The sequence below is a fragment of the Nocardiopsis halotolerans DSM 44410 genome, from assembly GCF_000341065.1.
GTDB lineage: Bacteria > Actinomycetota > Actinomycetes > Streptosporangiales > Streptosporangiaceae > Nocardiopsis > Nocardiopsis halotolerans.
Genome location: NZ_ANAX01000258.1, coordinates 1 through 24,009 on the forward strand (window position 1 = coordinate 1; position 24,009 = coordinate 24,009).

Below are 24,009 nucleotides of genomic sequence, written 5' to 3' on the forward strand. Positions count from 1 at the left end.
ACCGGCCGCGCCATGGGCGCGGTGGCGGCCGGGCTCACCGTCGCGCTGTTCCTCGGAGTGCCGATCGGAACCCTCCTGGGCTCGGCCCTCGGCTGGCGCTTCGCGTTCGCCTTCGTCGCCCTGTTCTCCCTCGCGGTGCTCGCCGTCTCCGCGTTCCTCCTGCCCGGCCTCCCCGGGACCCGGGGGAGCACCGCCGGACGGCAACTGCGCCAGCTCGGCCGCCCGGCGGTGCTGGCCTGCGTGCTCGGGACGGTCATCGGCGCGGGCTGCGGGTACATGGCCTACACCTACGTCGCGCCCCTCACCCGTGACCTGACGGGCGCGGGCGGCGCCGCCCTGGCCCCGCTCATCGCCGTCGCGGGCGCCTCGGGCGCGATCGGCACCTTCCTGTGCGGGCGCGCCACCGACCGGTGGGGCGCGGACCGCATGCTGCTGGCCACCTTCGCCGGGCTGGTCGCCGCCAACGGGCTTCTGGCCGTGCTCGGCCTCCTCGGCGGGGGAGGCGTCCCGGTGTGGACGCTCGCCCCGGTCCTGGCCCTGTGGGGCTTCACGGCCTGGGGGTTCGCCGCCCCCATGAACGCGCGGATCCTCGGGCTCGCCGGGGACGCGGGCACCGAGGCCATGGCGCTCAACACCAGCGGGCTCTACGTCGGTGTCTCCGTGGCGGGCGCCGTCGGGGGTGCCGCGCTCTCCGGGTACGGCGGCACCGGGGTGGCGGTGGCGGCCACCGTCGTCGGACTGGTCGCGCTCGTGGTCATGGCCGTCTCCGTACGGCTGTTCCCCGTCGGCGGACCCGTCCGTACCCTGGAGGAAGGCGTCGACGGGAGACGGGATGCGCATCGGTGAACTGGCCACGCGGACCGGAGTCAGCACGCGGGCCCTCAGGTACTACGAACAGCGCGGCCTGCTCGGCTCGGAGCGCGCCGCCAACGGCTACCGGGAGTACGCGCCCGACGCGGTGGAACGGGCACGCGGCATCCGGCTGCTCCTGGACTCGGGGCTCACCTCGGACGACGTCCGCGAGCTGCGCGGGTGCCTGGCGCTGGACCTGGTCAACGAACCCGAGTGCGCCGAGGCCCTCGAACTCTACGAGAACAGGCTCCGGGCGGTGCGCGAGCGCATCGACACCCTCAGCCGCACCCGGGACCGGCTGGAGCGGCACCTGCACGGTGACGGGACGGACGGGGAACCCGGCTGACCGGATGATCCCCTCGGCGGCTCAGGCGGCGGCGGAGGCCAGGCTCACCGCGTGCGCGACCAGCGCCGCGTTGTCGTGCGCCTCCTCGCCGTCGGGCAGCCGCATGGTGTCCTCCAACCCCATCCGGATGTCGTAGCCCGCGTCCAGCGCCGACTCCAGGACCGGCCAGGCCGTGGCGTCGGCCCCGTGCAGCAGTCGCGGCCGGTCCACCCCCGCGCGGTCCAGCAGGGAGCAGATCGCGTCGGCGTTGCGCCGGGCGTCCTCCACCGCGACCTGCGTCGGTTCCACCAGGACCGCCGCCACCGACAGCTTCGTGGCGATGAGGATGCGCGCGGACTCCACCGTCCACACCCCGGCCTCCACCCCGATCCGGCGGTCCTCCAGCAGGTGCGCCAGGTCCACCGATCCCGCCTCGTGCAGGTTCAGGGTCACCGAGTCCGGCAGCGCGGACGACGCCCACCGCTGCACCAGGTCGTAGCGGCGCCACGGGTCGGACTCCGCCGACAGGGACGTGGTCAGCGACACCGGCACCCGCGGTCCCTCGTCGCGCAACCGTTCCATGAGGGGGGCGACCACCTGGGGAGCCAGCGACTCGGCACCGCTGGGATCGCGCGGGTGCACGTGGATCTCGGTCGCGCCCGCCGCCACCACGGCGTGGGCGTCCGCCACCAGTTGGTCCACGGACACGGGCAGGGCGGGGTGGGCTCCGGGACGGCGGTCCCCGTTCAGACAGGCGACGATCCTCATGAGGGCCCTCCTTACGGCGCTCCGTAAGCCCAATGTGCCCGTTAGCGCACGGGTACAAGCCATCTGATCCGTTCCCTGGCAGGATGTCGGTCATGAGAACTCCGCTCGTTCTTGCCGCCGCCCTCCTGTGCGCCGCCCTCCCGGCCGCCCCGGCCCCGGCCCTCCCCGAGAACCCGAGCGACTCCGGCACCGGTGGTGTCGACCATCCCCGTGGAGGGGAGGGCCCCGAGGGCTCGGAGGTCGCCTTCGAGTTCCGGGACCCGCGGATCTCCGAGTCCAGCGGGATCGCTCCCTCACTCCTCCACGAGGGCGTGTGGTGGACCCACAACGACAGCGGGGAGCACCTCAGCGAGGTGTACGCGGTCGACGAGGAGGGACGGACGGTCGCCACCGTCACCCTCGACCGGGAACGTCGCGACTGGGAGGCGGTCGCCGTCACGGAGGCCCCGGACGGGACGCCGTCGATCCTGGTGGCCAACATCGGTGACAACTTCAACGGCGGCTGGCCCGACGTGAGCGTGTACCGGTTCCCCGAACCCGCGACGCTCACCGACACGCTGGTCGACCCCGAGGCGTTCACCTTCACCTACGAGGACGGCGGGCGCGACGCGGAGTCGATCATGGTCGATCCGCGGGACGGGCGGCTGTACGTGGTGTCCAAGGAGTTCTCCGGCGGCCTGTACGCGGCCCCCGAGACCCTGGAGCCCGGGGGCGAACACGTCCTGGAGCGCGTCGACTCGGCGCCGTTGTTCGCCACCGACGCCGCCTTCAGCCCGGACGGCGACCGCTACGTGATCCGCACCTACTGGAGCGCCACGGTCTACGACGCCACCGAGGGAGTGCCCGGCACCTCGCTCGGCTCCTTCGACCTGCCCGAGTCCGACCAGGGCGAGTCCATCGCCTTCACGCCCGACGGGACCGCGCTCATGGCCGGAACCGAGGGGCCGAACGCACCGGTCTGGCGGATTCCGCTGGAGGACCGGTACCTGGCCGGGGAGCCCGTGACCGAGGTCGCCGCGGAGGAGTCGCCCACCGGGGAGGAGGACGGCACCGTCGAGCCGGAGACCAGGGGCGCGCTGCCCTTCATCGTGGGCGGGGCCACGGTCGCGGCGCTGGTCATCGCCGCGATCGTCCTGCTGGCCCGACGAGGCTGAAAGTGATGTCCACGCATACTGTTCACCCGGGACGGTCACCGGAATCGTCAGGCGGAGCGAGGGGACGGGGGCGGTCGACGTCATCGCCCGCAATATGGAGGCCATATTTCGCTGACGTTTGGGGGAAGAACGGATAAGTTCTCCATAGACCTCGGTCGGCAGCCACGACCAACTCCTGTGTGAATTGGATGAACCCGGTGTTCCCGTGATTGGTGACGCGGACAATTATCAAAGGCGATGTCGGTGACGTGCCGTGACCGTCCTCCCCGTTGATCTGTCTGATGTGGCGGCTAGGGTATGTGGTCGGTTGAGTTTAGGGAACGCCGCTCCAGCGGTGGTCTGAGGCGTCCTGTGGCGATGTGTCGGCGTGAGGGTCCGTGCAGGTACGGGCACATGCGGGGAAGAATCCCGCCAGGAGGAGAACCAGGACGCCGGTGCTGACAGTCTCATGGGGGGCAAAGGCGTCTGTCTGCTCTGGGGTGGTCATGGTTATGTGGTGTCCCCGGGTTGATTACCCATCGCCGCGTTGAACCCTCGGCGTGCGAGTTCGGCCTTGCTCCTGCGAAGGAAAGAGTTCATGAGAACAGACCACAAAAAAGTACCGGGTTTCCCGAAGGTCATCGCCAGGGTCGCGGAAGACGGAACGGCCACGGTGACCATCAACGGAGTTTCCCACCCGATCTCCGGGGACGGTCTGTCGGACACCCGGTCAGCGATCATCGGCTTCATCGCCAGCACGGCGGAGAAACTGGGTCGCCCGGTACGGGCTCGAACAGTGGACAGCATGGGCGAATGGGACCTGATCGTCTACCAGGACGGCCTGGTGGAGAGTGACACGTCCGTCGAACCTCCCAAGGGGAAGAACAAGAAGGCTTCGGTCAGGTCCCGGAACGGCAGGTCGAAGCCGAAGAGGTCGCTCATCGGTCGACTCGGCGGGACCCCGAAGTCCGCGCCCCCCGCTCAGGAGGACGAGACCACGCCCCGGCAGCACGTCTCGGACCCCGCCGAGGCGACTCCCGAGCCACCCCAGGCCTTTCCCCAGGCAGAGAGGCCGCCTGCTCCGACGGAGACTTCGGAGGTCGGCTCCTCACGGGTCGAAGGCCACCCGGCGCCTCCGGCGACCGAACGGAACAAGGAGGAAGAGCGCCCTCCCCGCGAGGAGGAGCGAGGCGTCGGCGCGCCGCCGGTGGTCCCACCCCCGGAGCCTGCTCAGGGAACCGGGGACCGGAACGATGACGTGTCCCTTCCGGAGCCGCCGCGTGGACCTGGCGGCCCCGCCGGGCATCCCTTCGCCGACGACTTCGGAAGGGCGGAGAGTCCACCGGCCGCTCCCGTCGCCCAGGAACGGGCCGTTCCGAGGAAACCGCCTCCGGCGCCCCCTGCGGAGGGGGACGGAGGCGAGACACCTCCCCAGGGGGAGAGGGAAACGACCCCTCCCCCTCCCGCTGGTTCGACGAACCGCGAACATCCGGAGCCCGGGACGGGAGACCACTCCCTCCCCGCCTCTCCGGGGAACCCCGTCCCCACCCCGTCTCCGGAACCCGCTGACCGCCCATCGGGACACTTCCACGCGCAGAGGCCGGAGCCCGCACCGGAGCCGAACGGGGTCACCAACCCCTGGGAGGCGGCGATCCAGGAGAACAACCAGAAGCACGACCCGACAGGCGCCTACTCGACCACCGCGTTCGTGGCGTCTCCGACACCGGCTGCCAGACCGCGTGAGAGGACGGGAGGCAGGCCCGGTGTGTTCCGTCGTCTGCTGTCAGGAGGTTCCGCCGCTGACGAGATCGGGGAAACGGAGTTCGCGTCGAGGATTCAGGTGCCGATCCCGGTGCATCGGAGGATAGCGGTACTCAGCCTCAAGGGCGGGGTGGGTAAGACCACCACGGCCGTTCTCCTCGGTTCGGTGTTCGCCTCCACGAGGGAGAGCCGGGTGATCGCCGTCGACGCGAACCCGGATCGTGGAACGTTGCGGGACCGCTTCGTTCTCCAGAGCGGGCTCACGTTGCGGGAACTGAGCCGAGACGCCGCGAGCATCGACCGTTACACGCAGGTGCGCCAGTATGTCTCCGTGAACGAATCCCGGCTGCATGCCCTGGTTGGCGCGGAGGCACCGGTAGGCCCCAACGGGATGGACGCCGACAGCTACAAGTCGGCGGCGAGTCTGCTGGAGCAGTACTACGACATCGCTCTGACCGACTGCGGGACGGGACTGAATCTTCCTGGCATGGGAAGTGTCCTGTCCCTGACGGATCAGGTGGTCATCGTTCTCGAACCCGCTCTCGACGCGGCCCGGTCCGCTCATTCGACGCTTTCCTGGTTGTCGCAGAACGGGTACCGGCACCTGGCGGACCAGGCGATCGTGGTGATCTCCCGGGTCGAACGCAAGGCCGCCGGTAGCAGGGAGCTCGCTGAACTGGAAAGCCAGTTCAGGGATCTTGTGGGAGGCGTGGTTCGTATTCCCTTTGACGAACATCTCGCGAAGGGTGGCATCGTGCGTCTCGACAAACTCCGTGAGAGGACCCGTGCGGCCTACCGGAAACTGGCCCTGCTCAGCGCCGAGGGTTTGGCACGGTTGGGCTGACACACGGTTCACGTCCCGGGTTGGCAGAGCCCCGCCCTACCCGGAGAGTCCCCCAAGCAGACTGATAGGTGACGGGTGTATATCGAACAGCAGAGTGACGGTGTCGACGAGTTCGTGCTCCAGGCGTTGCACGCGGGGATGAGCATCGGGCAGAACGTGAGTTCCTCGGCGGGCCGAGAATTCATGGGCCAGATGTATGACCAGAAGCGTGGCGGACGTGGCTCGACGCCCGCCACGCGCCGCGAGGGAAGGGAAGCCCGGCGGCACCTGCGGCAGGCCAGAAGGAACGTGAGGGGTGTCGGCCGGGACGGATGGTGGCAGGACGCCAGTCCGGCGAAGGTCGCCAACGCCGCCGCCAATCTCCGTGAACACAGGGGAAGCAGCCTTCTGGCCCGTTTCCTCTACTGGCGTCTGAAACGCCAGTGCGACAAGCGCTTCGGTGTCGATCTGGACCGTACGTTCGACACCTTCGGTCCACAGGCTCCGAACAGGGAGCAGGCGATCCAACGGCTCGACCATGGCATCCAGAACCTCAGGGGCCAGAACGCCCAGGAGGCGCAGGCGTTCGCCCAGCTTCGGGACCAGCATGCGCAGATGTCGGTGAACCAGGATTTCAGGGATCAGCAGTTCGTGCTGGTGCCGGTTCCCGTTCAGGTCATCAACCCGTGGCTGGCGCCCGGACTGGGATACCCGGTCGAGGACAGGGCGCCTCAACAGGATGAGGAGCGGGGGACCGGGGAGCCTGAGACGGGGGTGTCCGAGGAGCAGGGGCGGGAGACGGACGCTTCCGAGGTGGACGAGGCGAAGGCGCCGGAGGTCTCTGGGCCTGAGGAAGGGCAGCGGGAGGAGTCGGAGGAGCGGGAGTCGGAGGAGCCTGAGGTAGAGGTCTCCGAGGAGCAGGAGACGACTGCTGCCGAGGTGGAGGAATCTGAGGCTGGGGTTTCTGAGGAGCGGGAGGAGTCGGAGGAGCGGGAGTCCGGGGAGCCTGAGGCAGAGGTCTCCGAGGAGCAGGAGGAAGGGCAGCGGGAGGAGCGGGAGTCCGGGGAGCCTGGGGTAGAGGCCTCCGAGGAGCAGGAGCAGGAGACGACTGCTGCCGAGGTGGAGGAATCTGAGGCTGGGGTTTCTGAGGAGCGGGAGGAGCCGGAGGAGCGGGAGTCCGGGGAGCCTGAGGCAGAGGTCTCCGAGGAGCAGGAGGAAGGGCAGCGGGAGGAGTCGGAGGAGCGGGAGTCCGGGGAGCCTGAGGCAGAGGTCTCCGAGGAGCAGGAGGAAGGGCAGCGGGAGGAGTCGGAGGAGCGGGCGTCCGGGGAGCCCGAGGCAGAGGCCTCCGAGGAGCGTGAGGCGGCTACCTCCGAGACGAACGAGCCGAAGACATCGGAGGTCTCTGAGCCCGAGGCGACCGCGGCTTCCTCTGGCTCCGGCGAGCCAGCGCCGCAGCAGGTACAGGAAGAACACACCGGCACGGAGCGGACCGGGTCCGCGGAGGGTCCGTCGAGCGCCGCTCTGCTCCAGGTGGGCGCTCGCGGAGGGGCTCCGGTCCGGGGCGGAAACGGCCCCGCGAACGAGGGGCCCTCACACTCCGACTCTCGTGCTCCCAGGCGCGAACGTGCTCCGGAACGCGGTGACCTCGGCCGATAGGTGACACGCCGTTCCAGACGCATGAGTGAGGGGGAGGGACCGAGTGCCCTCCCCCTCACTCATGCGCTCGTTCAACGCCCTGGCGGAGCCTCGTGGGGGAGGGGCTCGCCGTGCTGGTTACTGTCCTCAGCGTTCGCCATCGGCCCGTCCGGAGAGAGCAGGATCGCCATGTGGTAATCCGCGTGGTCCCGTAGCCAGGAGCTCATCCCGGTGGACGGGTCCGCGCTCAGGCTCTCCCAGGACCGCCAGATGGCGTCGACGCGCACGAGCGCCTCGGGGATCTCCCACCAGCGCGCCGACCAGCGGTACTGGTTACGGACGCCCACACGGCGCTTGTACACGTGGCGGAAATACCGCTCGAAGAAGTCGACCGCGTCCGAGTGGACCGCTTCCTGCGACTCGTCGGGAGTGGTGGTCACGTTCTACGGCTCCCAGCCTGTCGTCCTTGTCGTCTGACCGTGTGTCCGGGCGCAAGCCCTAGAACCAGTGGATGGGCACCATCGAGCCGTGCCCACCCTCGGCGAGGCCGATCTCGGTCGGCTCCGCACCGCCCGCGACGGGCGTGGAGAACCAGGAGACGTTACCGGAGCCATCAGTCGAGCGGAAGAGGATCTGGCTGCGGTCAGCGGAGAGCACGGGGTGCTCGTTGGTACGCGTGTTGCCGGGCAGGATCTGACGGTCCTCGGATTGGATAGAGTCCTCGGACTCGGAGGCGAGTTCCTCGGGATCGAAGGCACGGACGGTGAAGGCGTTGTCGTCGAGCATCACCTCGTACTCGCCGACCATGAAGACCGGGTACACGCCCGGATACTCCTCGCTCAGCCCCAGGTTGTGTTGGGCGTTCTGCCAGCCGTCGCCACCGATTGGGCTGCTGCCGGGGGACCGGGAGACAATCGGGGTTCCCTCGCCTTGTGTGACACGGAAGTTGATGTAGCTGAAGGTGCTGATACCGCTGTAACCCACCACACTGGCGTCGTGGTGGGAGAAGTACCGGTAGTACTCGGGTGTGTCCGGATCCGGGTCCTCGAGGTTGAGGCCCGTTCCGTAGACGACCCCCGAGTAGGGGTCCACGATGACGCGCTCACAGCTTTCGTCGCAGGGGCCCACCTCCTGGACGTCGCCGCTCTCGGGGGCCAGGGACATCACCGTCCGGGAGCCGTCAGAGCCCGACTCCAGGTAGAAGACGGTTCCGTCGGGGTGGTAGTAGCGGGGAGAGAGTTTGTCGGAGGCACCGCTGAAGCCCGACGCGTCGTCGACGGGCAGGAGCGCCTCCACCCGTCCGTCCGCCGACATCGCTCCGATGGTCGTCACGTCCGCGCCGTCGACCTCCTCCACGAGTGTCACGAGCAGGAGGGAGTGGTCCGGGATGACGAGCCCGGCCAGCTCGTGGGCCCGGTTGCGGGTGATGGGTTCGGGGTCGAGACTCGAGTAGTCGATGGGGCCGGTCTCGCAGTCGGGGAGCGTCACGCTCTTGAGGTTGTCCACGGTACGGCCGCTCGGGAGGGCGGGCTCCTCGGCGCTGGTCGCGTCGGCGGCGGTGAAGACGTGCTCGGCCTGGAGGCTTCCGTCCTGGTCGGAGAAGCGGGCCACGGTGATGGACCCCTCGTCGCAGGAGAGCGCGAGAAAGCCGTCGCCGCCCAGGGAGGCGGACTCCGACTGCTCCTCGGTACCCTCGCCACCTCCTCCGTCCGTGCCGCCGCCCCCTCCGCCGCACGCCGTGGCCAGGAGCAGCAGGGACAGGGCGGCACCCGAAGTCAGGGGGCCGATTCTTCGAGAACGACGCATGCTGTGCACTTTCTTCGGGGAGGGAATCACGGTTCGTAGCGTTCGAGGGAGGCGGTCACGGCCTCTCGCATGGGGCCCGACATCCACGGAACCGTCTCCACCAGGGTCGGCGGGGTTCCGGATGCGATGACGACCGCGCGCCCCGGGGGCATGGCGCCCAGCGCGGCCACGTCCATCGTGCGTTCGTTGTCCACCTGCCAGGAGACGGAGCGCCCGCTCTGACGGCCGGACGACACCGAGGCGCGTTCCACCTCGTGGTCACCGATGAGCTGGGAGAGCTCGTTGAGGAACTCCACCTCGGACACACCGCCCCCGTACACCTTGATGTTGGACGCGGACCAGAGTTTGCGCATGCCGCTCTGCCCCCACACGTCCACCCCCTGCGACCAGGACTGGAGGATCGTCATCAGCACGATGCCCCGGGAACCGTAGTGGGAGTAGAGGGCGGGGAGGTCGTTCCAGCGGCACACGTTCGCGGCCTCGTCCAGGACGCCGAGAAGCGGTGTGGCCAGGCGGCCCCCCTTCTGGGTGGTGGCGAGCTCCTCCGCGGCCTCGACCACGGCGACCGTCAGAGCCGTGACGAGGGGCCCGGCGCTGCCCTTGCCCTCCTTGGACAGGGAGTAGAGCGTGCCGTTCCCGGCGAGGAACTCGCGTGGGTCGAAGTGCTTGCGCGGGTCGGGACCGCCGTCCTTCCGGGGGGTGATCCAGGGGGTGATCTGGCGGCTCATGAGGCACGAGACCATCTGCATGGCGGTGCCGTACACACCACCGCGCTGCTTCTCCGGGGAGTTGACCACACCGGACACGTTGTCGGCCACGAGCTCGTACCCGTGCTGGGAGAGGATGCCCACGGCCTCGTCGTCGTGGGGGCGGGTGAGCCACGTGTAGACCTGGAGGATGGAACGCTCGTCCAACGCCGCCGCCAGGATCAGACCGGCGAGGAGGTCCTGCGCCGCACCGTCGAAGAAGGCGTCGGTCTGCGCGTCCGCGTCACGCGAACCCGCGACGAAGTGTCCCGCCAGCTTCGCGGCCTTGATCTCGTCGGTGACGTACGACAGGGGGTTCCACCACCAGGTGGGTTCCTCCAGGGCGATGCCCTGCGGGTCGAAGACCCACACGTCCCCGGACAGTTCGCGCACGCCGCGGGTGGAGTCGACGACGTCCCTCTTGTTACTGGTGACGAGGACGGATCCGGGGGCCGACAGGATCGCCGGGATCGCCCGCGAGGTCGTCTTACCGGTACGGGGTCCCCAGATGTCGACGTGCATGTCCTCCCAGGACCCGTACAGCATCTTGCGGCTGTGCACCGTTCTGCCGATCGGGACTCCCGGAGAGCCGGTCACGCCGAGGCGCTCGGCCTTCGCACGGGCGCCCTTCTCCGTGAGTTTCTCCAGGTCCTCACCGGAACCCATGTGCGACGCCGAGCTGTCGACCTTGCGTTTGCCTCCCCGCCGGTAGGTGAAGGCGAGGACGAGCAGCCCGAGGATGAGCAGCCACTGGAGGACCATGACCAGGGTGTGCGCCGGGGTCCAGGGGATGTCACCGCCCAGGACCCCGAAGACCTGGTCGAAGGGGTTGTACGGTACGGGGGCCGACGTGCCGTGCCACCAGGAGCCCACCTGCACGGAAACGCACAGGGTGAAGACCAGGGCGACCACGGACAGGATCGCCACCCAGATGACGACCGCCTCGGTGTTCATGCCCGTGGGTGTCTTGCTCGCGCGGCTCATGCCGTGGCCTCCTCGTTCGGCTCCGGCTGGGGAGCGGGGGCGGGGGAATCCGTGTCGGCCACCGCGTCGGGGGCATGATCGGTGGCCCTGCCGGTACGGGACGTCGTGTGCCAGAGCTTGTTGGTGTCGTGGACGTTCCTCTCAGCCTCGGTGAGCTGGACCTGTACCGGGATGCCGGGGCGCCCGCCCACCTTGACCAGGAACTTGCCGCGGCCCGGGGGCGCGGTCTCCACCCCGCTGTGGGAGTCCCACGCCGGGGGGTCCTGCCAGGAGCCGAGCATCTCCTGTTCCGCGTCGGAGAAGGGGATGACGGAGGAGAGCATGGGCATCTCGGCCCGGGGGAGGCCGCCGCACACGACCATGCCGGAACGCTCGACGAACCCCTTCGCCTTGTTGCGGTCCTCCTCGTTGGGCAGGGACATGAGGTCGCTCATCGTGTGGGAGATCATCGCCATGCCCACGCCCCGCTGGCGGTTGAGCCGGGTCAGCGCGTCCACACGGTCCACCATGCCGTGCCCGGCGCGGAGCGCGCGCCACAGTTCGTCCAGGATCACGAAGTAGTGGCGCCGGGGTTCCAGCCCGGCGTCCGCCAGGGCGTGCGACAGGTTGATGGTGGCGAACCCGGTCGACCAGCAGGCGAGCAGGACGGCAGCCTGGAGGTCCATCTCGGAGTCGTCGATGTTGGACACGTCGAACACGACCGGCCGGTCGCGGAGCATCGGGGTGGTGGTCGGTTCGGAGAAGATCTCACCGAGCCGACCACCGCCCACCAGGCCGATCAGGGAGGCTTCGAGGTGGTCGGTGATCTGTTGGTACCGGCTCAGGTCTCCGCGGTCCAACGCCACCTGACGCACCGGATCGGGGGCGTCCTGGATGCACTGGAGCAGGTCCTTCAGGACGGGGGTCCCCTCGTGCCGGTCGTCCAGGACCTTCAGGGCGCGGTCGAGGATGGTCTCCTCACGGTCGGTCACCGGAGCGGAGCGCATGATGCTCAGGAGGGCGGTGACCATGGTGAGACGCCGACCGTGCACGTCCGCCAGGACCTGTGAGCGGGCCGCCTTCGGAAGGAGGCCGACCACCTCGCTGGCCTGGCCCGGGTCGAGGACGTTGATGTGCCCGCGACCGCGCCCCAGGGTGATGACCTGACCGCCGAGCGCCTCCACGAGGTCGACGTAGTCGGGCTTGAGGTCACCGAGGACGAAGGACTGGACCCCGTATCCGGACAGGCCGGTGGCCATCCTGCGCGTGATCGTCGACTTGCCGAGGCCGGGTTTGCCGAGCACGAACATCGACGGGTTCGAGATCAGGTTCGCCCGTTGGAACCAGGAGATCGGATCGCAGCAGAGGGTGGCCCCGGACATGATGTTGCGCCCGATGGGCACCCCGACCATCGGGGTGCCGGTGCCCACGGAGAACGGCCACAGGCCGCAGACCTGGACGGTGGTGCCGCGCCACTCGTCGGCCATCTCGACGATCGTGGACTCCCCGCCGCCGAAGATGGACCAGCCCCGCGGACCGGGCCGTTTGGGCCTGATCTCGGGCGGGGTCTCCTTCGGGTTGCTCTTCGTGTTCTTGCCGACGGCTGACCTCTTGTCCTTCCGGCGTCTCACATCTGCTCCCTGATCTCCACGGGGATCCGCAGGTGCATCGGTAGCACGATGCCCAGCGGCAGGCTCGCGGCGAAGGTCGAGTCCTGGGCGCCGTACGCCGGACGAAGACGCAACCGTGACGCCGCGGCGAGGTTCATGATCGCGGCTCGTGCATCGATCTCCTTGTCCAGGTCGTCCACGGTCGCCGTCACGACCATCCCGAAGTTGACCAGCCCGGCCCCGGCGGCCTCCTCGGAGGCGGTCGCCTGTGCCGAGCGGGACTCCATGAGGTCCCTGGCGGTGGGTTTGGCGTTGGATGTGGCGCGGAACTGCGCGGAACGCAGGTCGGACTCCACGATCGCCGCCGTCCTGGCCGGATCGAGCGGCCGGTAGAGCAGGGTGACCCGCTTACGGGCGATGTCCCCGTGCGGGGCCAGGAGCCGGGTGAGGATGCTCGACTGGACGTTGCCGCGCGGCGCGCTCGTCATCGTCCACGACATGGACAGGGCGCTGTCGTGGCGCAGCTTGTCCCAACCGGCCTGGTGCGCGGTCGGGCCCACGTCGGGCCAGGCGATCTCGAAGGAGTCCCCGACCGCATGGGCCTCCTCGATGAGCACGGCGGACGCCGGGTCGTAGGCGACCCGGATGACCTCGCACAGTTCCTGGGCGTCCAGCGGACGTGCCGCACCGGCACCCGTGCCGGAGAGGCTCTGGGTGAGCCCGGGCAGCCGACTGGCGAGTTCGCGCCCCATCTCCTCGGGACTCGATTTCTTGTCCCGCCCCGGGGTGAAGGTCAGCGCGATGTAGGCGCGGACGGTCGAGGAACCATGGGGGTAGGCCTCGACCGTTTCCAGGAGGACCCGCTGGGCGAACTCGGGAGCCTCCTCGTCGATCTGTCCGATGACCTCCCGGCTCAGGCGGGTTCCCGTGTCCGGTGCGGTTTCGATGGTCACCGACGCGGCGACCATGCCGGGCTCGTCACCCAGGTTGGCCAACCAGTGGCCCCACTCGGCGACCCAGGAGTCGATCTGCTCCATGTCCACCAGAGCGGCGCCGTCCGGCTCGGTCGCGATGACGACCGTGTAGTGGTGGGTGTTCACCGGCATGTGGAGCAGCGCGAACGGACGACCGTAGGAGTCCTGCTGCTCACTCAACCGGATGGGGGCGGCGATCCCGGGAAGCTGGTACCGCCCCCAGGGGGACCGGCCCAACGGACCGGACCGGTACAGGTGCGCACCCAGTATCCGGGCCTTCCACCAGAGCATCCGTACTCCGATCTTCGACATGGTGCTCTTGCCGTGTTTGTCCTTGGTCAGTACGCCCAGAAGGACGACCGAGAGGAACGCGGCGGCTACGGCGCCCCTCACCATCCCGCCGATCATCACCACGAAGACGATGATGATGAGGCTGCCGAGAAGGAATGCGGTCCCGAGGGTTCCGAGGCCCATGATCCCGGCGGAGGTGGGGCGTCTCCAGTTGCCGTAGGTCCGTACGGAACGGGCCATGTCAGCGTTGGCTGCCACTGGGGCCGTCACCACCTTCGCCGCCCACGGCGTCGTTCATCCCCTGCTGGGCCTTGTCCGCCACCGCCTTCACGGTCTTGGCCGCCGCGTAGATGGCGGCGGTCTTCGGGTTGGACTTCATGGCCGCGGACCCGGCTCCGCTCGCGGCCGCACCGCCGCCGGCAGCCGCACCACCACCCGCCATGGCACCGCCACCAGCGGTCGCGCCTCCGCCGCTCGTCATGGCACCGCGACTCATACCGCCGGTCTGGCCGCCTCCGGCACTGGATTTGGGGCCGCCGCCGCTGTTGCCGGTCGGTTGGCCGCCACCGCCACCTCCGCCGCCTCCACCACTGCCGCCACCGCCACCACCGCTGGCACCGGAGGGCATGTTGTTCGCCATCGAGGAGGCCGCTCCTCCGGCCATGGATCCACCCGCGGTGGCGCCCACCATCGGCGCCACGAACTTCATGAGGGCGGGAAGTGCGAAGATGGCGAGCAGCATCATGGTCAGGCCCAGGAGGATGTCCTCCAGCCCCCTCTCGACCGATTCGTCCGGGTCGTAACCAAGCAGAACGAAGACCAGGGCGTAGATGATCGCCGCCACGGGTTTGTAGAGAAGGAAGGCCACGAGCCAGCCGATGGCCTTCTGGAACCACTGCTTGCCCATCTGGGTGTTGGTGAACGCGGCCGTCAGGGGAAGTACCCCCGCCAGGAGGATGAGCATCCCGTCACGGATCATCATCACGACCATCTGCAGGAGACCCGCGAGCACGATGAAGAGGCCGAGCAGGATGACCACGACGAAGCCACCGGGAGCACCTGCGAGGGCCGACATTCCGGTGACGGCGATGAACGCCGCGACGATCGTGCCGATGTCGGACTCCGCCGCGGCCTCATCGATGATCCACACCGAGAACTCGTCAGCCAGGGTGATCGCGGCGTTGATGAACGTCACCGAGGTGGTCGCCACGATGAGAAGGGTGAGGAGCGACTTGAGGAGCTCCTTACCCGGTTCGGCGCGCTGTTCCCAGGCCATCTTGATCCCGCCGATGACCACCGAGACGATTGCCAGGGCGCCGACGTAGAAGAAGAGCCTGCTCTGGAGGAACCCGGCGGCACCGTCGGCCGACGGGCCCCCGGACGTGGTGAGGAGGACGGAGACCAGGGAGGCCGATCCCGATATGAGGACCACGCCACCGATGACGACGCCGATCTTCCCCAGGTACTGACCGCCCTCCCCCCGCGACCTCGCGATCGCCAGCATGGCGCCGAGGATCATCAGGGACAGCACGGCCACACCGAAACCGATCCACGTGACCCACCCGAGAATCTCGCTGACCTGGGAGGCAGTGCCGTCCGGAGAGACGGGGGTGTCACCCGTGCCGAAGTCGTTCCCGTCAGCGGCTTCCTCGACGCTGCGTGTGTCGCTCTTGATCCAGAACGTCATCATCTCTGTGACGATTTGGGTGGCGGCTTCCTCGAAGTCCTTCATCCAGCCGTCGATGACACTCATGACCGCGTTCTCCACATGGCAGCCCGCATCCCACAGATCACATTCCGCCATCAGATAGCTCCCCAGGGAGTGAATCCGGCGAAGTCGTCCAGGATGGTGAAGTTGGGATCTCCTCCTCCGTTCTCGTCGACGACGATCTTCCAGTCGCCCTCGGTCCACGTGAGGTTGAAGGTCATACTGGCCCGCAGGCCGTCGGAGGCCAGGAGACCGATACTGATCCGCGCGTCATCCTCCGTGTAGGAGACGACCTTGGCGGCGGACACCTGTCCGGGCACCTCGGAGGCGCTCTCCTGGGCCTCGATGTCGTTGATGAACAGGGGGCGGCCCGGACCGGGAGCCACCAGCCGTTCCCATCGTCCCGTCATCCTGTCGCGGCCGGTGTTCGCGAGGACGAGGAAGTTCGCGGTCGCGAGTACGGCGCCTTCCGGAGTGCGGGAGTAGCAGTAGCGAACGGTCTCGGTCACCACGCCGGGTCCGTTCACCGGTGAGCCGGGGGCCTGCATGCCGTTGATCATCGTCCACGTGGTGTTCTCCTCGGGGAAGAGGGCGAGGAACTCGGTCTCGTGCGGTTCGAGGCCGCAGACGCTGCCACTTTCGGAGGGGGTGAGGGAAGGGTCAGCGCCCACCCCGTCCCCTTCGGTTCCGGTCGTCGGTCCGGAGGAGGACGGCGAGGGCGAGGGGTTCTGCTCGGAGGCGGAGGAGGCCTCCTCATCCTCCGGCCACAGGGCGATGACCAGGGCGCCAAAGGTGACCAACGCGAGGAAGGCAGCCGATACGACGAACGAGACCGAGCCCATCGGGTTCTTTTCACTCATGCCAGTCCCCTTGTCGGAAGTGTCAGCTGACGAGGAAGGACACGAGGCTGGTCGCCGCCGAGATGACGATCACGCCGGCGAGGACCATTCCGATCTTGCTCATGTGCTCTCCACCCTCACCACGACGGGACTGAATCGCCATCAGGGCTCCGGCGATGATGAGGCCGAGGACGCAGACCGCCAGGGCGATCCACTTGGCCCAGCCGAGAACGGTGAGGAAACCCGTGTCCAGCCCGGGCGGGGCTTCCGTGTCGACACTGTCGATGAATCCGGAAGGAGCCATGGCGAGCGTGGTCGAAGCGAAGTCAACTGTTTCGATCATGAGGTGAGTTCTTCTTTCGATATGTCAGTTGAGGAGGTGCTCAGCACTTCTGATGATCCGCCGAGCCTTCCGGTTCGTGCCGCGTTGGTCCGAATACGCGACCGGCGGGTCCGTCCNGTCCCACGTACGAGGTGCTCCTCCCGCGACCAGCCGGGCGAAGTCCTTGAGGGCTTTGGGGCTCTTACCTGGTGCGTCGGCGATCATCACGAGACCGAGCAGCCGAATTCCCCGGACCGCTCCCGAGGCCCACTGGGTCAGGGCCTCCTGTGCCGAACGAAGACCCACCAGACTGGTCCGGCAGGTGAGGATCACCGGGACCTCACCGACGGAGGGGGTGGCCGGAACCGGCCACGCGTGCTGTGCGTCACATGACCCTTCGACCAGCGCGGCGAGCGTGCTCTCCCCCGCGCCGCCGTGCGTTCCCACCCACCACAACCTGGCGTTTTGTGTGATCTGGCGGAATGGCAACCCCTTTCCGTCTGGTGCTCGGACGCCAGGTTGAGGAGAGACCGGACCCGTCGGGGAAATCGCCAGGTCAGGGTCCTGCTCTTCGGGAGAGGTTTCCTCTGCCTCGACCTCATCACCGTCCTGACCTGGGGGAATCCACGGATTGTGAGATTGGGACACCTTGGCTCCACGTTTCTGGACTGCTTGCAATGAGGGCTTGGGCACCGGAATGCTACACAGCGGAACCGACGGACGGTATCACCCCATCTCACACGGGAGTTGGGGCGCCGTCCAGACAGGTGCGGCGTTCAGGAATCGTTACCGAAGGATTGTTGCGCTCAGGTGAAGCAGCTCGCTATTTACGGCCCTATCGCGTTTTTCGCCATGCTCGCCGTGCTGGTCATGATGTTCGCGATGCTCTTCCTCGGGGAGATGCGTAACACGGCGTACGCGAGCGGCTACCCGACGCGCGTCGAAGGCGTCGATCCGGTCCTCCTCAGGGCCTACTTCATGGCCGAGCAGCGGACCGAGGACATCGAGCCCGGCTGTGAGGGGATGACGTGGACCCTGGTCGCCGCGATCGGTTACGTGGAGACCAGGCACGCGACGTACAGCTCCTCCGACAGCGGAAACGTCGACAGGACGATCGCGGAGAACGGGGACGTCACCCCTCCGATCGTCGGTGTCGCCCTGGACGGCAGCGGGGGCAACATGGCCATCGAGGACACGGACGGGGGCGAGCTGGACGGCGACGACGAGTGGGACCGGGCGGTCGGGCCGATGCAGTTCATCCCGGGGTCGTGGAGCGGCTACGGGCAGGACGGCAACGACGACGGGGAGAAGAACCCGCAGAACGTCTTCGACGCGACCGCGGCGACCGTCAGCCACCTGTGCCGCAGTGGTGGGAACGACCTCACGACCGAGTCCGGTCTGCGGAACGCCATCATGGGCTACAACAACTCGACGGAGTACTACGACAAGGTCATGGAGCGCAAGGAGCACTACGACTCCATCGTGATCTCCGAACTGGCGATCGACCCGGACGCCAACTGCGGGGGTGCTCCCGACCGCACGGGAGACGTGACGCTGCACCCCGAAATGTGCGAGCTCTACGTCATCATGGGGACGACCTTCGGCAACCAGGGTGTCTGGCTGGGGCCGATGACTCCGGGAGGGAACATGGGGGAGGGCCAGCAGAACTACCACTGTGTTCGCCCCGGTGACCCAATGAAGCATGGTTCCGGTAACGCGTGCGACTTCTATGTCGGGTACCCCGCGCAGAACGCTTCCGTAAAGTATCCGGAGGCTCATCAGAGGGCGCGCAACCTGATCACCACACTCATCATGAACAAGGACAAGTACACCAATCTCTGCATCATCTACGAGGCGAGGATCTGGTGGGGGCACTCGGACCCGGTCGGTGCGTGGATGGATGTTTCCTCCCCCATGAGTACTATCCATGGTGATCCGACCCTGGACCACTTCGACCACATCCACATCTCCGTCGGCCAGCCTTCGGGTAAGTGCTGATGGTTCACACGATTTGTTGGCGACTGTGTTCGAGGTGCAAGTTAATTTTTTGGTGACTGAGCGGGTGGTGTGAAAATGCCCGTGAGAGATGGGGAAAGGATTTTTTGATGGAGGCTGTTGTGGAGATGTCGCCTGATGCTTTGCGGCTGGATCTGGCGGATTTCTGGAGGATTGACTGGCCGACGGTGTGGGCGGGCCCGCCGTTGCCGGTGGATCCGGGCTTCGAGGAGTGGTGCGCGCGTTTCGGATGGAAGCCCCAGACCGTGGAGAACGACCTGAAGGTTCTCACCCGGCACGGAACCCTCTGGAAACTTTCCGCCAGAGGGCTATGGAGGCCGGTGGTGCAGGTCGATCAGGGGATGTGGCGTCTGGAAACTTCGGTCAAGGAGGAAGAAGAAGAGGTCGTGGCCGCGGGTGTGGCGGCTTGGGAAGAGTATGTGCGTGCGGTTTCTGAGGTGTGGGGGGAGCCGTCCTGGTCTGGTGGTGCGGGAGATGAGGACTTTCCTGATTCTCCGGCGAAGGGGATGTGGCGGAAGCCAAATTCCGCACAGGGAAACCCGTATCGTTTGGCGTTCTGGGTGCCGCCGGTAGAAGATACGGGCCCGGTGGTGGTGCTGATTCAAGGAGTGGCCCACTACACCTGGGAACCCGTTCCGGGTGCGGGATCGAGCATCCGTATCTCCCTCAGGCCGGCAGCGGAGCGCGGTGAACATGGCTAGACCGAGCAGGGCCAGGATCACCGCAGCCGAATGGAATGACGCCCACAAAATTCAGAAGGATTATAAGGACCTCACGCCGGATCGGGTGGAGGCGGCGGCCAGGTCTTTGGTGGAGGACTGTAGGAACAGCGGTTACATGGTGGGCCCCAGGGTAGATGTCCGGGGATACCTGAATGATTACGCCGCGCGGAACCCGGTGGACAGGGCTGATCACAAGACATTCGCCTTCTGGTCCTACGAATCAGCTCCGGATGCTTCTTCTGATCCGGTGGAGAACCACTTCCTGGCGAAGGCATGTGCGAAGACGCGTGGTTATCAGGTTCTCTCGGAAACTTCCACGGGCGAGAAACTGGATTCCTATCGCCTGTTTGATCCCGAGGTGATTGAGTACCTCGATATCGAATATAATATTCCTGAGTCCGAGACTGAGGAGGGGCGTGATCGGGCTTGGTCCGACCTGTCGAAGTCCTTTGTTGAGGCTTCGCGGGACGAGGTGCATGTCTTCGTCCCCGATGTCCATCAGGAATCGATTCTGGGCAAGGATGAACTCCCCGCTCTGGTGAGCCGTCCGGACATCGGTCCGGAGAACATCCATTTTGTGACCGACCTTCCCGAGCACGCGCATCTTCCCAGGGAAGTGGATGCTTTCCTGGCCCATGATCAGGTGCGTGCCCAGGTGACGATGGACCACTACAGCAAGGATGGCCCATCGGCGGATGTCCTGGCGGATGCGGGCCTTCCTCCGGACACGCGTCCTCCGCATGCCCTCGCGCACAAGTTGAGCACCATCGACCTCTCTCCTGATCTGATGGATGAGAGGGATCGTGTCGTGAGCCTGCTCAACAGCCGGGATTCCTATGCGGAGTTGCAACAGTCCGGTAGGGATGTGGCTGCGACCCGTGGGTCGGTTCCCGCGGTTGGGGTGGGGACCGAGGCTCCGGCGAAAGGTTCCTCCGGTACTTCTCCTGGTGCGGAGGACCTGCTTTCCAGGGCCCGTGCAGGGGCTCCCAAACCGGCGCACTCGGCTGGGACGGGGGTTCCGGCAGCCAAGGAGAACCATGTGGGCTTCGACGCGTCGCAGGCTCTTCCGCATGCCGGCCCACCGAAGCGGGACGGAGGGGGAACCCAGGGAAAACAGCCGCCGCGTATTCCGCACGCGGGTGGCCCGAACCGTGGGCAGGGACGGGGCGACTGACTGTTCGCGTCACCCACGCGGTGTTCTCCGGGCGTAGGCCTGTGGCCAGTACGTCCAAGGTGAAAAGGCTCGTCATGTCTGTGGAGTCGCGGTATCGCGGGCGAGAAGCTGGTGTTCCCTAACCGGCAGATCTCGGAGTCACTTGCCCACGGCAACGACGTCCACATGGTCACCATCGGCCCCTGCCCGCAGAGGCGAGAAGGTGTCCGGGTCGTGGAACTCGATGACACCCGTCTGTCACCGGAGGCGACCGCGTGGATCGACCAGACGCGCCCTTTCGTGGATCGCTTCCCCAAGGCGATCCAGGCTGTCCTCGACGAACAAGGACTGGAGCGGGTGGGTCTGCCGACCCTCGCCGTGGCCGACATGCGCGAGGGCGGATACGAGAACGTCCACCTCACCCTTCGCGGGGTCGATCCAGAAAAATCGCTGAGCGGCTGGAGGACGTCCACAACGGCTACGACTCCTACGTCGAAGCCGGGGGACGTCTGCGTGATCACCTGAGTGAGTGCACCCTCGAACACACCGCTGCCAGCATTGACCAGGCGATGAACGAGCACATCGCGGGGAATGTCCGCCACACGAAGCAGGGGCCTCGGGGGGTCAACATAATCTCGGCGGAGGCGGAGCTGTGCCAGGGGATACCCGAGGACAAGCGGGATCTGATTCTCCACCCACGAGGAGTGTCACCACGCGGGCGGACACAGGAGACCGGCACACAGCACGACACACGAGAGGCTGGAAACCGCCCCGCAGCACTTCCCTCGGTGGGCGGGCGCGAGAACGCGGCGCCGCCGGCCGCGCAGCTTCTGTCCGTGGGCGGGTCATCGGCTCCCAGGCGTGCGGCGCCGTCATCGTCGATGCCTCGTGAGAGAGGCCTCTCGACGGACGGACGTGGCGGCCGCTCCGACGGGCCGGGGATCGATCGATGACAGGCCTTCCGGGCCGGACAGACCGTCGGCACGTTCGCGGCTCGGACACGCCGGAGAGGAAGGGAACCCCGTGCTCCCGCCCGCGCTCGTGGCGCTCTTCGAGGAGGCGCTGGCCTCCGGCCAGCTGAGGTGGCTGATCGGCGCACTCCGGCTCGAAGACACACCCCGTACCGGGGGACCAGGCGCGGTGAGGAGCGATACGGACGCAGGCGGGCCTGCTCCGGGACGTTCCTCGGGAGGTGAGGGCGGTCGGGCCGCGCGAGGCGGTGCGCACCCGGGTCCGGTCCGCGCACGTCACGACGCGCGACCCCGAGGGCAACGGGTTCGACGTGCGGTGACGTCGGGGCGAACGGGGCGCGGCACCGCCGGGCGCCGCGCCGCCGTCCGCTAGTCCACGGGCTGCGGGTCCAGGAAGTACTCGCGCGCCAGGAAGGCGTGCCGGGAGAAGTCGGTGAACACCCCGTCCACCCCGGCCGCGAAGAAGGCCTCGTACTCGGCGGCGAAGCCCCCGTAGTCGCCGGGACCGCCGTCCGAGCGCAGGGACGCGGGCAGGAAGTGGTTCTCGCTGCGGAAGGTGTACGGGTGCACCAGCAGACCGGCCGCGTGCGCGTTCTCCACCAGGTCGGTCGGCTCCCCCAGCTCCCCGTCCTCACCGGTGGGGATGACCAGGCTCTTGGCCGGGCCGATCGCGTGCGCGAACGACGCCACCTCCGCCAGGCCGTCCGGGGTGGTGTGGGGCAGCCAGTGCTCCTGCGCGCCCATGAGGTAGACCAGCGGCAGCTCCGTCACGGCCAGTTTGCGCAGGCTCTCGGCCTCGAAGGACTGGAGGAACACCGGAACTCGCGGCTCCGGTCCGGTCAGCCCCGCCTCGCGCAGGGTCTCGATCAGCACCGGCTCCAGCTCCAGGCCCTGCGCCTCGTGGTACGCGGGGTGCTTGGTCTCGGGGTAGATCCCGACCGGCCGCCCCAGCTCCTCGGTGAGCTCCAGGGCGAGCGCGATGACCTCCTCCAGGGTCGGGATCCCGTAGGTCCCGTCCATCACGGCGTTCGCCTCGCGCACGTCCTGGAGGCGCTCCACCGCGCGCAGCGTCCGGATCTCCTCCAGGGTGAAGTCCTGGGCGAAGAACCCCGTCACCTCGCGCCCGTCGACGGTGCGGGTGGTGCGCCGGTCCGCGAACTCGGGGCGCTCGGCCACGTCCGTGGTCCCGCCGATCTCCTGCTCGTGGCGGCAGACCAGCCTCCCGTCCCGGGTCGCGACCAGGTCCATCTCGATGAAGTCGCCGCCGTGCCGCGCGCCCAGCTCGTAGGAGGCCAGGGTGTGCTCGGGGCGGTGCCCCGACGCACCGCGGTGCGAGATGATCTTGATGGGGGGTTCCTTCTTGTTCCTGCGCACAGTCGAACCGTTCCTAGGGAAAGCCGGGAAAAGGGAGTGGCCGACCCGCACGCGGGTCGGCCACCATTGTGCAACGCGGGACGAGCGGCTCAGGACAGCTTGGTGAGCACGTGGTCCACGCACTCGGTGAGGGCGCGCACGTCGTCCGGCTCGACCGCCGGGAACATGGCCACGCGCAGCTGGTTGCGGCCCAGCTTGCGGTAGGGCTCGGTGTCGACCACGCCGTTGGCGCGCAGCACCCTCGCCACCGCGGCGGCGTCCACGTCGTCGCTGAAGTCGATGGTGCCGACCACCTGGGAGCGCTTGGCCGGGTCGGTGACGAACGGCGTCGCGACCGGGGACTTCTCCGCCCAGTCGTACAGGATCGACGAGGACTCGGCGGTGCGCGCCACCGTCCACTCCAGGCCGCCCCGGCCGTTCATCCACTCCAGCTGCTCGGCGAGCAGCAGCAGCGTGGCCACGGCCGGAGTGTTGTAGGTCTGGTCCTTGCGGGAGTTGGACACCGCCGTGGGAAGCGAGAAGAACTCCGGCACGTACCGGCCGCTGGCGGCGATCTCCTCCACGCGGGCCAGGGCCCGGGGCGACATGACGGCCAGCCACAGCCCGCCGTCGGAGGCGAAGCTCTTCTGCGGCGCGAAGTAGTAGACGTCGGTCTCGGCGATGTCGACGGGCAGGCCGCCCGCGCCGCTGGTGGCGTCCACGAGGACGAGCGCGTCGTCGTCGGCGCCCGCCACGCGCCTGATGGGCGCGGCCACACCGGTGGACGTCTCGTTGTGGGTGAGCGCGTACACGTCCACACCGGCCTCGGCGACGGGCTCGCCGTGGCTGCCCGGGTCGGTGCTGATGACGGTGGGCTCCTCCAGCCACGGGGCACCCTTGGCGACCTTCGCGAACTTGCTGGAGAACTCACCGAAGGACAGGTGCTGGGACTTGCTGCGCAGCAGGCCGTGCGCGGCGATGTCCCAGAAGGCGGTGGTCCCGCCGTTGCCGAGGACGACCTCGTACCCGTCGGGGAGGGAGAACAGCTCGCTCACACCGGCGCGCACCCGGGAGACCAGGGACTTGACCGGCTTCTGCCGGTGGGAGGTGCCCATGTAGCGGGAACCCGAGGAGGCCAGGGCGTCGAGTTGCGCGGGGCGGACTTTGGACGGGCCGCTGCCGAAACGGCCGTCGGAGGGCAGCAGGTTCGCGGGGATCTGAATCTCGTCGGTCACGGT

The 24,009-nt window shown here is 67.9% G+C and carries 21 protein-coding genes; 9 read left to right on the forward strand and 12 right to left on the reverse strand.

All coding sequences use genetic code 11. The features are described 5' to 3' along the window. A partial coding sequence (locus D455_RS31095; RefSeq protein ID WP_017572464.1) for an MFS transporter occupies nucleotides 1-846 on the forward strand: 846 nt, incomplete at its 5' end. Further along, nucleotides 833-1,198, forward strand: a complete 366-nt coding sequence (locus D455_RS0119925) for a MerR family transcriptional regulator (protein ID WP_017572465.1) — start codon at nucleotides 833-835, stop codon at nucleotides 1,196-1,198. The genes D455_RS31095 and D455_RS0119925, both read left to right, overlap by 14 nt. A gap of 21 nt (nucleotides 1,199-1,219) precedes the next feature. Here the strand turns inward: D455_RS0119925 and D455_RS0119930 are convergent, their stop codons facing one another. Further along, on the reverse strand, nucleotides 1,220-1,945 hold the full coding sequence (locus D455_RS0119930; protein WP_017572466.1) for a 3-keto-5-aminohexanoate cleavage protein: 726 nt from the start codon (nucleotides 1,943-1,945) through the stop codon (nucleotides 1,220-1,222). A 92-nt stretch (nucleotides 1,946-2,037) separates the two neighbouring features. Here D455_RS0119930 and D455_RS0119935 point away from each other — a divergent pair, with 92 nt between their 5' ends. The 3 genes from D455_RS0119935 to D455_RS34240 all read left to right on the forward strand — a co-directional run bounded on the left by D455_RS0119935 (nucleotide 2,038) and on the right by D455_RS34240 (nucleotide 7,318). Beyond that, on the forward strand, nucleotides 2,038-3,099 hold the full coding sequence (locus tag D455_RS0119935; RefSeq protein WP_026122804.1) for a hypothetical protein: 1,062 nt from the start codon (nucleotides 2,038-2,040) through the stop codon (nucleotides 3,097-3,099). A 577-nt stretch (nucleotides 3,100-3,676) separates the two neighbouring features. After that, on the forward strand, nucleotides 3,677-5,683 hold the full coding sequence (locus D455_RS33880; RefSeq protein ID WP_241480287.1) for a MinD/ParA family ATP-binding protein: 2,007 nt from the start codon (nucleotides 3,677-3,679) through the stop codon (nucleotides 5,681-5,683). A 75-nt stretch (nucleotides 5,684-5,758) separates the two neighbouring features. Then, nucleotides 5,759-7,318, forward strand: a complete 1,560-nt coding sequence (locus D455_RS34240) for a hypothetical protein (RefSeq protein WP_017572471.1) — start codon at nucleotides 5,759-5,761, stop codon at nucleotides 7,316-7,318. A gap of 71 nt (nucleotides 7,319-7,389) precedes the next feature. Here the strand turns inward: D455_RS34240 and D455_RS0119960 are convergent, their stop codons facing one another. The 9 genes from D455_RS0119960 to D455_RS36270 are packed head-to-tail and all read right to left on the reverse strand — an operon-like array spanning nucleotide 7,390 to nucleotide 17,249. Continuing rightward, nucleotides 7,390-7,737, reverse strand: coding sequence for a DUF4913 domain-containing protein (locus tag D455_RS0119960; protein WP_017572472.1), 348 nt, complete (start codon nucleotides 7,735-7,737; stop codon nucleotides 7,390-7,392). A 58-nt stretch (nucleotides 7,738-7,795) separates the two neighbouring features. Next, on the reverse strand, nucleotides 7,796-9,103 hold the full coding sequence (locus D455_RS0119965) for a hypothetical protein (protein ID WP_017572473.1): 1,308 nt from the start codon (nucleotides 9,101-9,103) through the stop codon (nucleotides 7,796-7,798). A gap of 26 nt (nucleotides 9,104-9,129) precedes the next feature. Then, the gene (locus D455_RS0119970; RefSeq protein WP_017572474.1) at nucleotides 9,130-10,833 is read right to left on the reverse strand and encodes a type IV secretory system conjugative DNA transfer family protein; all 1,704 of its coding nucleotides are present in this window, start codon (nucleotides 10,831-10,833) and stop codon (nucleotides 9,130-9,132) included. Beyond that, nucleotides 10,830-12,443 carry a hypothetical protein gene (locus D455_RS0119975; RefSeq protein WP_017572475.1) on the reverse strand — a complete coding sequence of 538 codons (1,614 nt, stop codon included), beginning with the start codon at nucleotides 12,441-12,443 and terminating at the stop codon, nucleotides 10,830-10,832. Before D455_RS0119975 ends, D455_RS0119970 begins: the two co-directional genes overlap by 4 nt. Then, on the reverse strand, nucleotides 12,440-13,945 hold the full coding sequence (locus D455_RS0119980; RefSeq protein WP_026122805.1) for an SCO6880 family protein: 1,506 nt from the start codon (nucleotides 13,943-13,945) through the stop codon (nucleotides 12,440-12,442). Before D455_RS0119980 ends, D455_RS0119975 begins: the two co-directional genes overlap by 4 nt. Next, entirely contained in the window at nucleotides 13,929-15,440 is a 1,512-nt protein-coding gene (locus D455_RS0119985) for a hypothetical protein (RefSeq protein ID WP_017572477.1), read from the reverse strand. The genes D455_RS0119980 and D455_RS0119985 overlap by 17 nt, the downstream gene beginning before the upstream one ends. Before the next feature lie 50 nt (nucleotides 15,441-15,490). Further along, the gene (locus D455_RS0119990) at nucleotides 15,491-16,255 is read right to left on the reverse strand and encodes a hypothetical protein (protein WP_152487112.1); all 765 of its coding nucleotides are present in this window, start codon (nucleotides 16,253-16,255) and stop codon (nucleotides 15,491-15,493) included. Nucleotides 16,256-16,277: 22 nt separating this feature from the next. Further along, nucleotides 16,278-16,577 (reverse strand): hypothetical protein, encoded by a 300-nt coding sequence (locus tag D455_RS0119995; protein WP_017572479.1) that lies wholly within the window; start codon nucleotides 16,575-16,577, stop codon nucleotides 16,278-16,280. A 24-nt stretch (nucleotides 16,578-16,601) separates the two neighbouring features. Then, nucleotides 16,602-17,249: a DUF6668 family protein gene (locus D455_RS36270; protein ID WP_449289312.1), complete on the reverse strand. Its 648-nt coding sequence runs from the start codon at nucleotides 17,247-17,249 to the stop codon at nucleotides 16,602-16,604. Between the two features lie 159 nt (nucleotides 17,250-17,408). Here D455_RS36270 and D455_RS0120000 point away from each other — a divergent pair, with 159 nt between their 5' ends. From D455_RS0120000 to D455_RS0120010, 4 genes are all read left to right on the forward strand, one after another. Beyond that, nucleotides 17,409-18,554, forward strand: a complete 1,146-nt coding sequence (locus D455_RS0120000) for a lytic transglycosylase domain-containing protein (RefSeq protein WP_152487114.1) — start codon at nucleotides 17,409-17,411, stop codon at nucleotides 18,552-18,554. A 107-nt stretch (nucleotides 18,555-18,661) separates the two neighbouring features. Further along, nucleotides 18,662-19,273, forward strand: a complete 612-nt coding sequence (locus D455_RS33890; RefSeq protein ID WP_152487115.1) for a hypothetical protein — start codon at nucleotides 18,662-18,664, stop codon at nucleotides 19,271-19,273. Continuing rightward, nucleotides 19,266-20,468, forward strand: coding sequence for a hypothetical protein (locus D455_RS33895; RefSeq protein WP_152487116.1), 1,203 nt, complete (start codon nucleotides 19,266-19,268; stop codon nucleotides 20,466-20,468). Before D455_RS33890 ends, D455_RS33895 begins: the two co-directional genes overlap by 8 nt. Nucleotides 20,469-20,633: 165 nt before the next feature. Further along, on the forward strand, nucleotides 20,634-20,972 hold the full coding sequence (locus tag D455_RS0120010) for a hypothetical protein (RefSeq protein WP_152487117.1): 339 nt from the start codon (nucleotides 20,634-20,636) through the stop codon (nucleotides 20,970-20,972). An 815-nt stretch (nucleotides 20,973-21,787) separates the two neighbouring features. Here the strand turns inward: D455_RS0120010 and D455_RS0120020 are convergent. Further along, nucleotides 21,788-22,792, reverse strand: a complete 1,005-nt coding sequence (locus D455_RS0120020; RefSeq protein ID WP_017572484.1) for a glycerophosphodiester phosphodiesterase family protein — start codon at nucleotides 22,790-22,792, stop codon at nucleotides 21,788-21,790. Between the two features lie 89 nt (nucleotides 22,793-22,881). Then, a complete protein-coding gene (gene serC, locus D455_RS0120025) occupies nucleotides 22,882-24,006 on the reverse strand; it encodes a phosphoserine transaminase (protein ID WP_017572485.1) in 1,125 nt (374 codons plus the stop codon). Nucleotides 24,007-24,009: the final 3 nt, after the last annotated feature.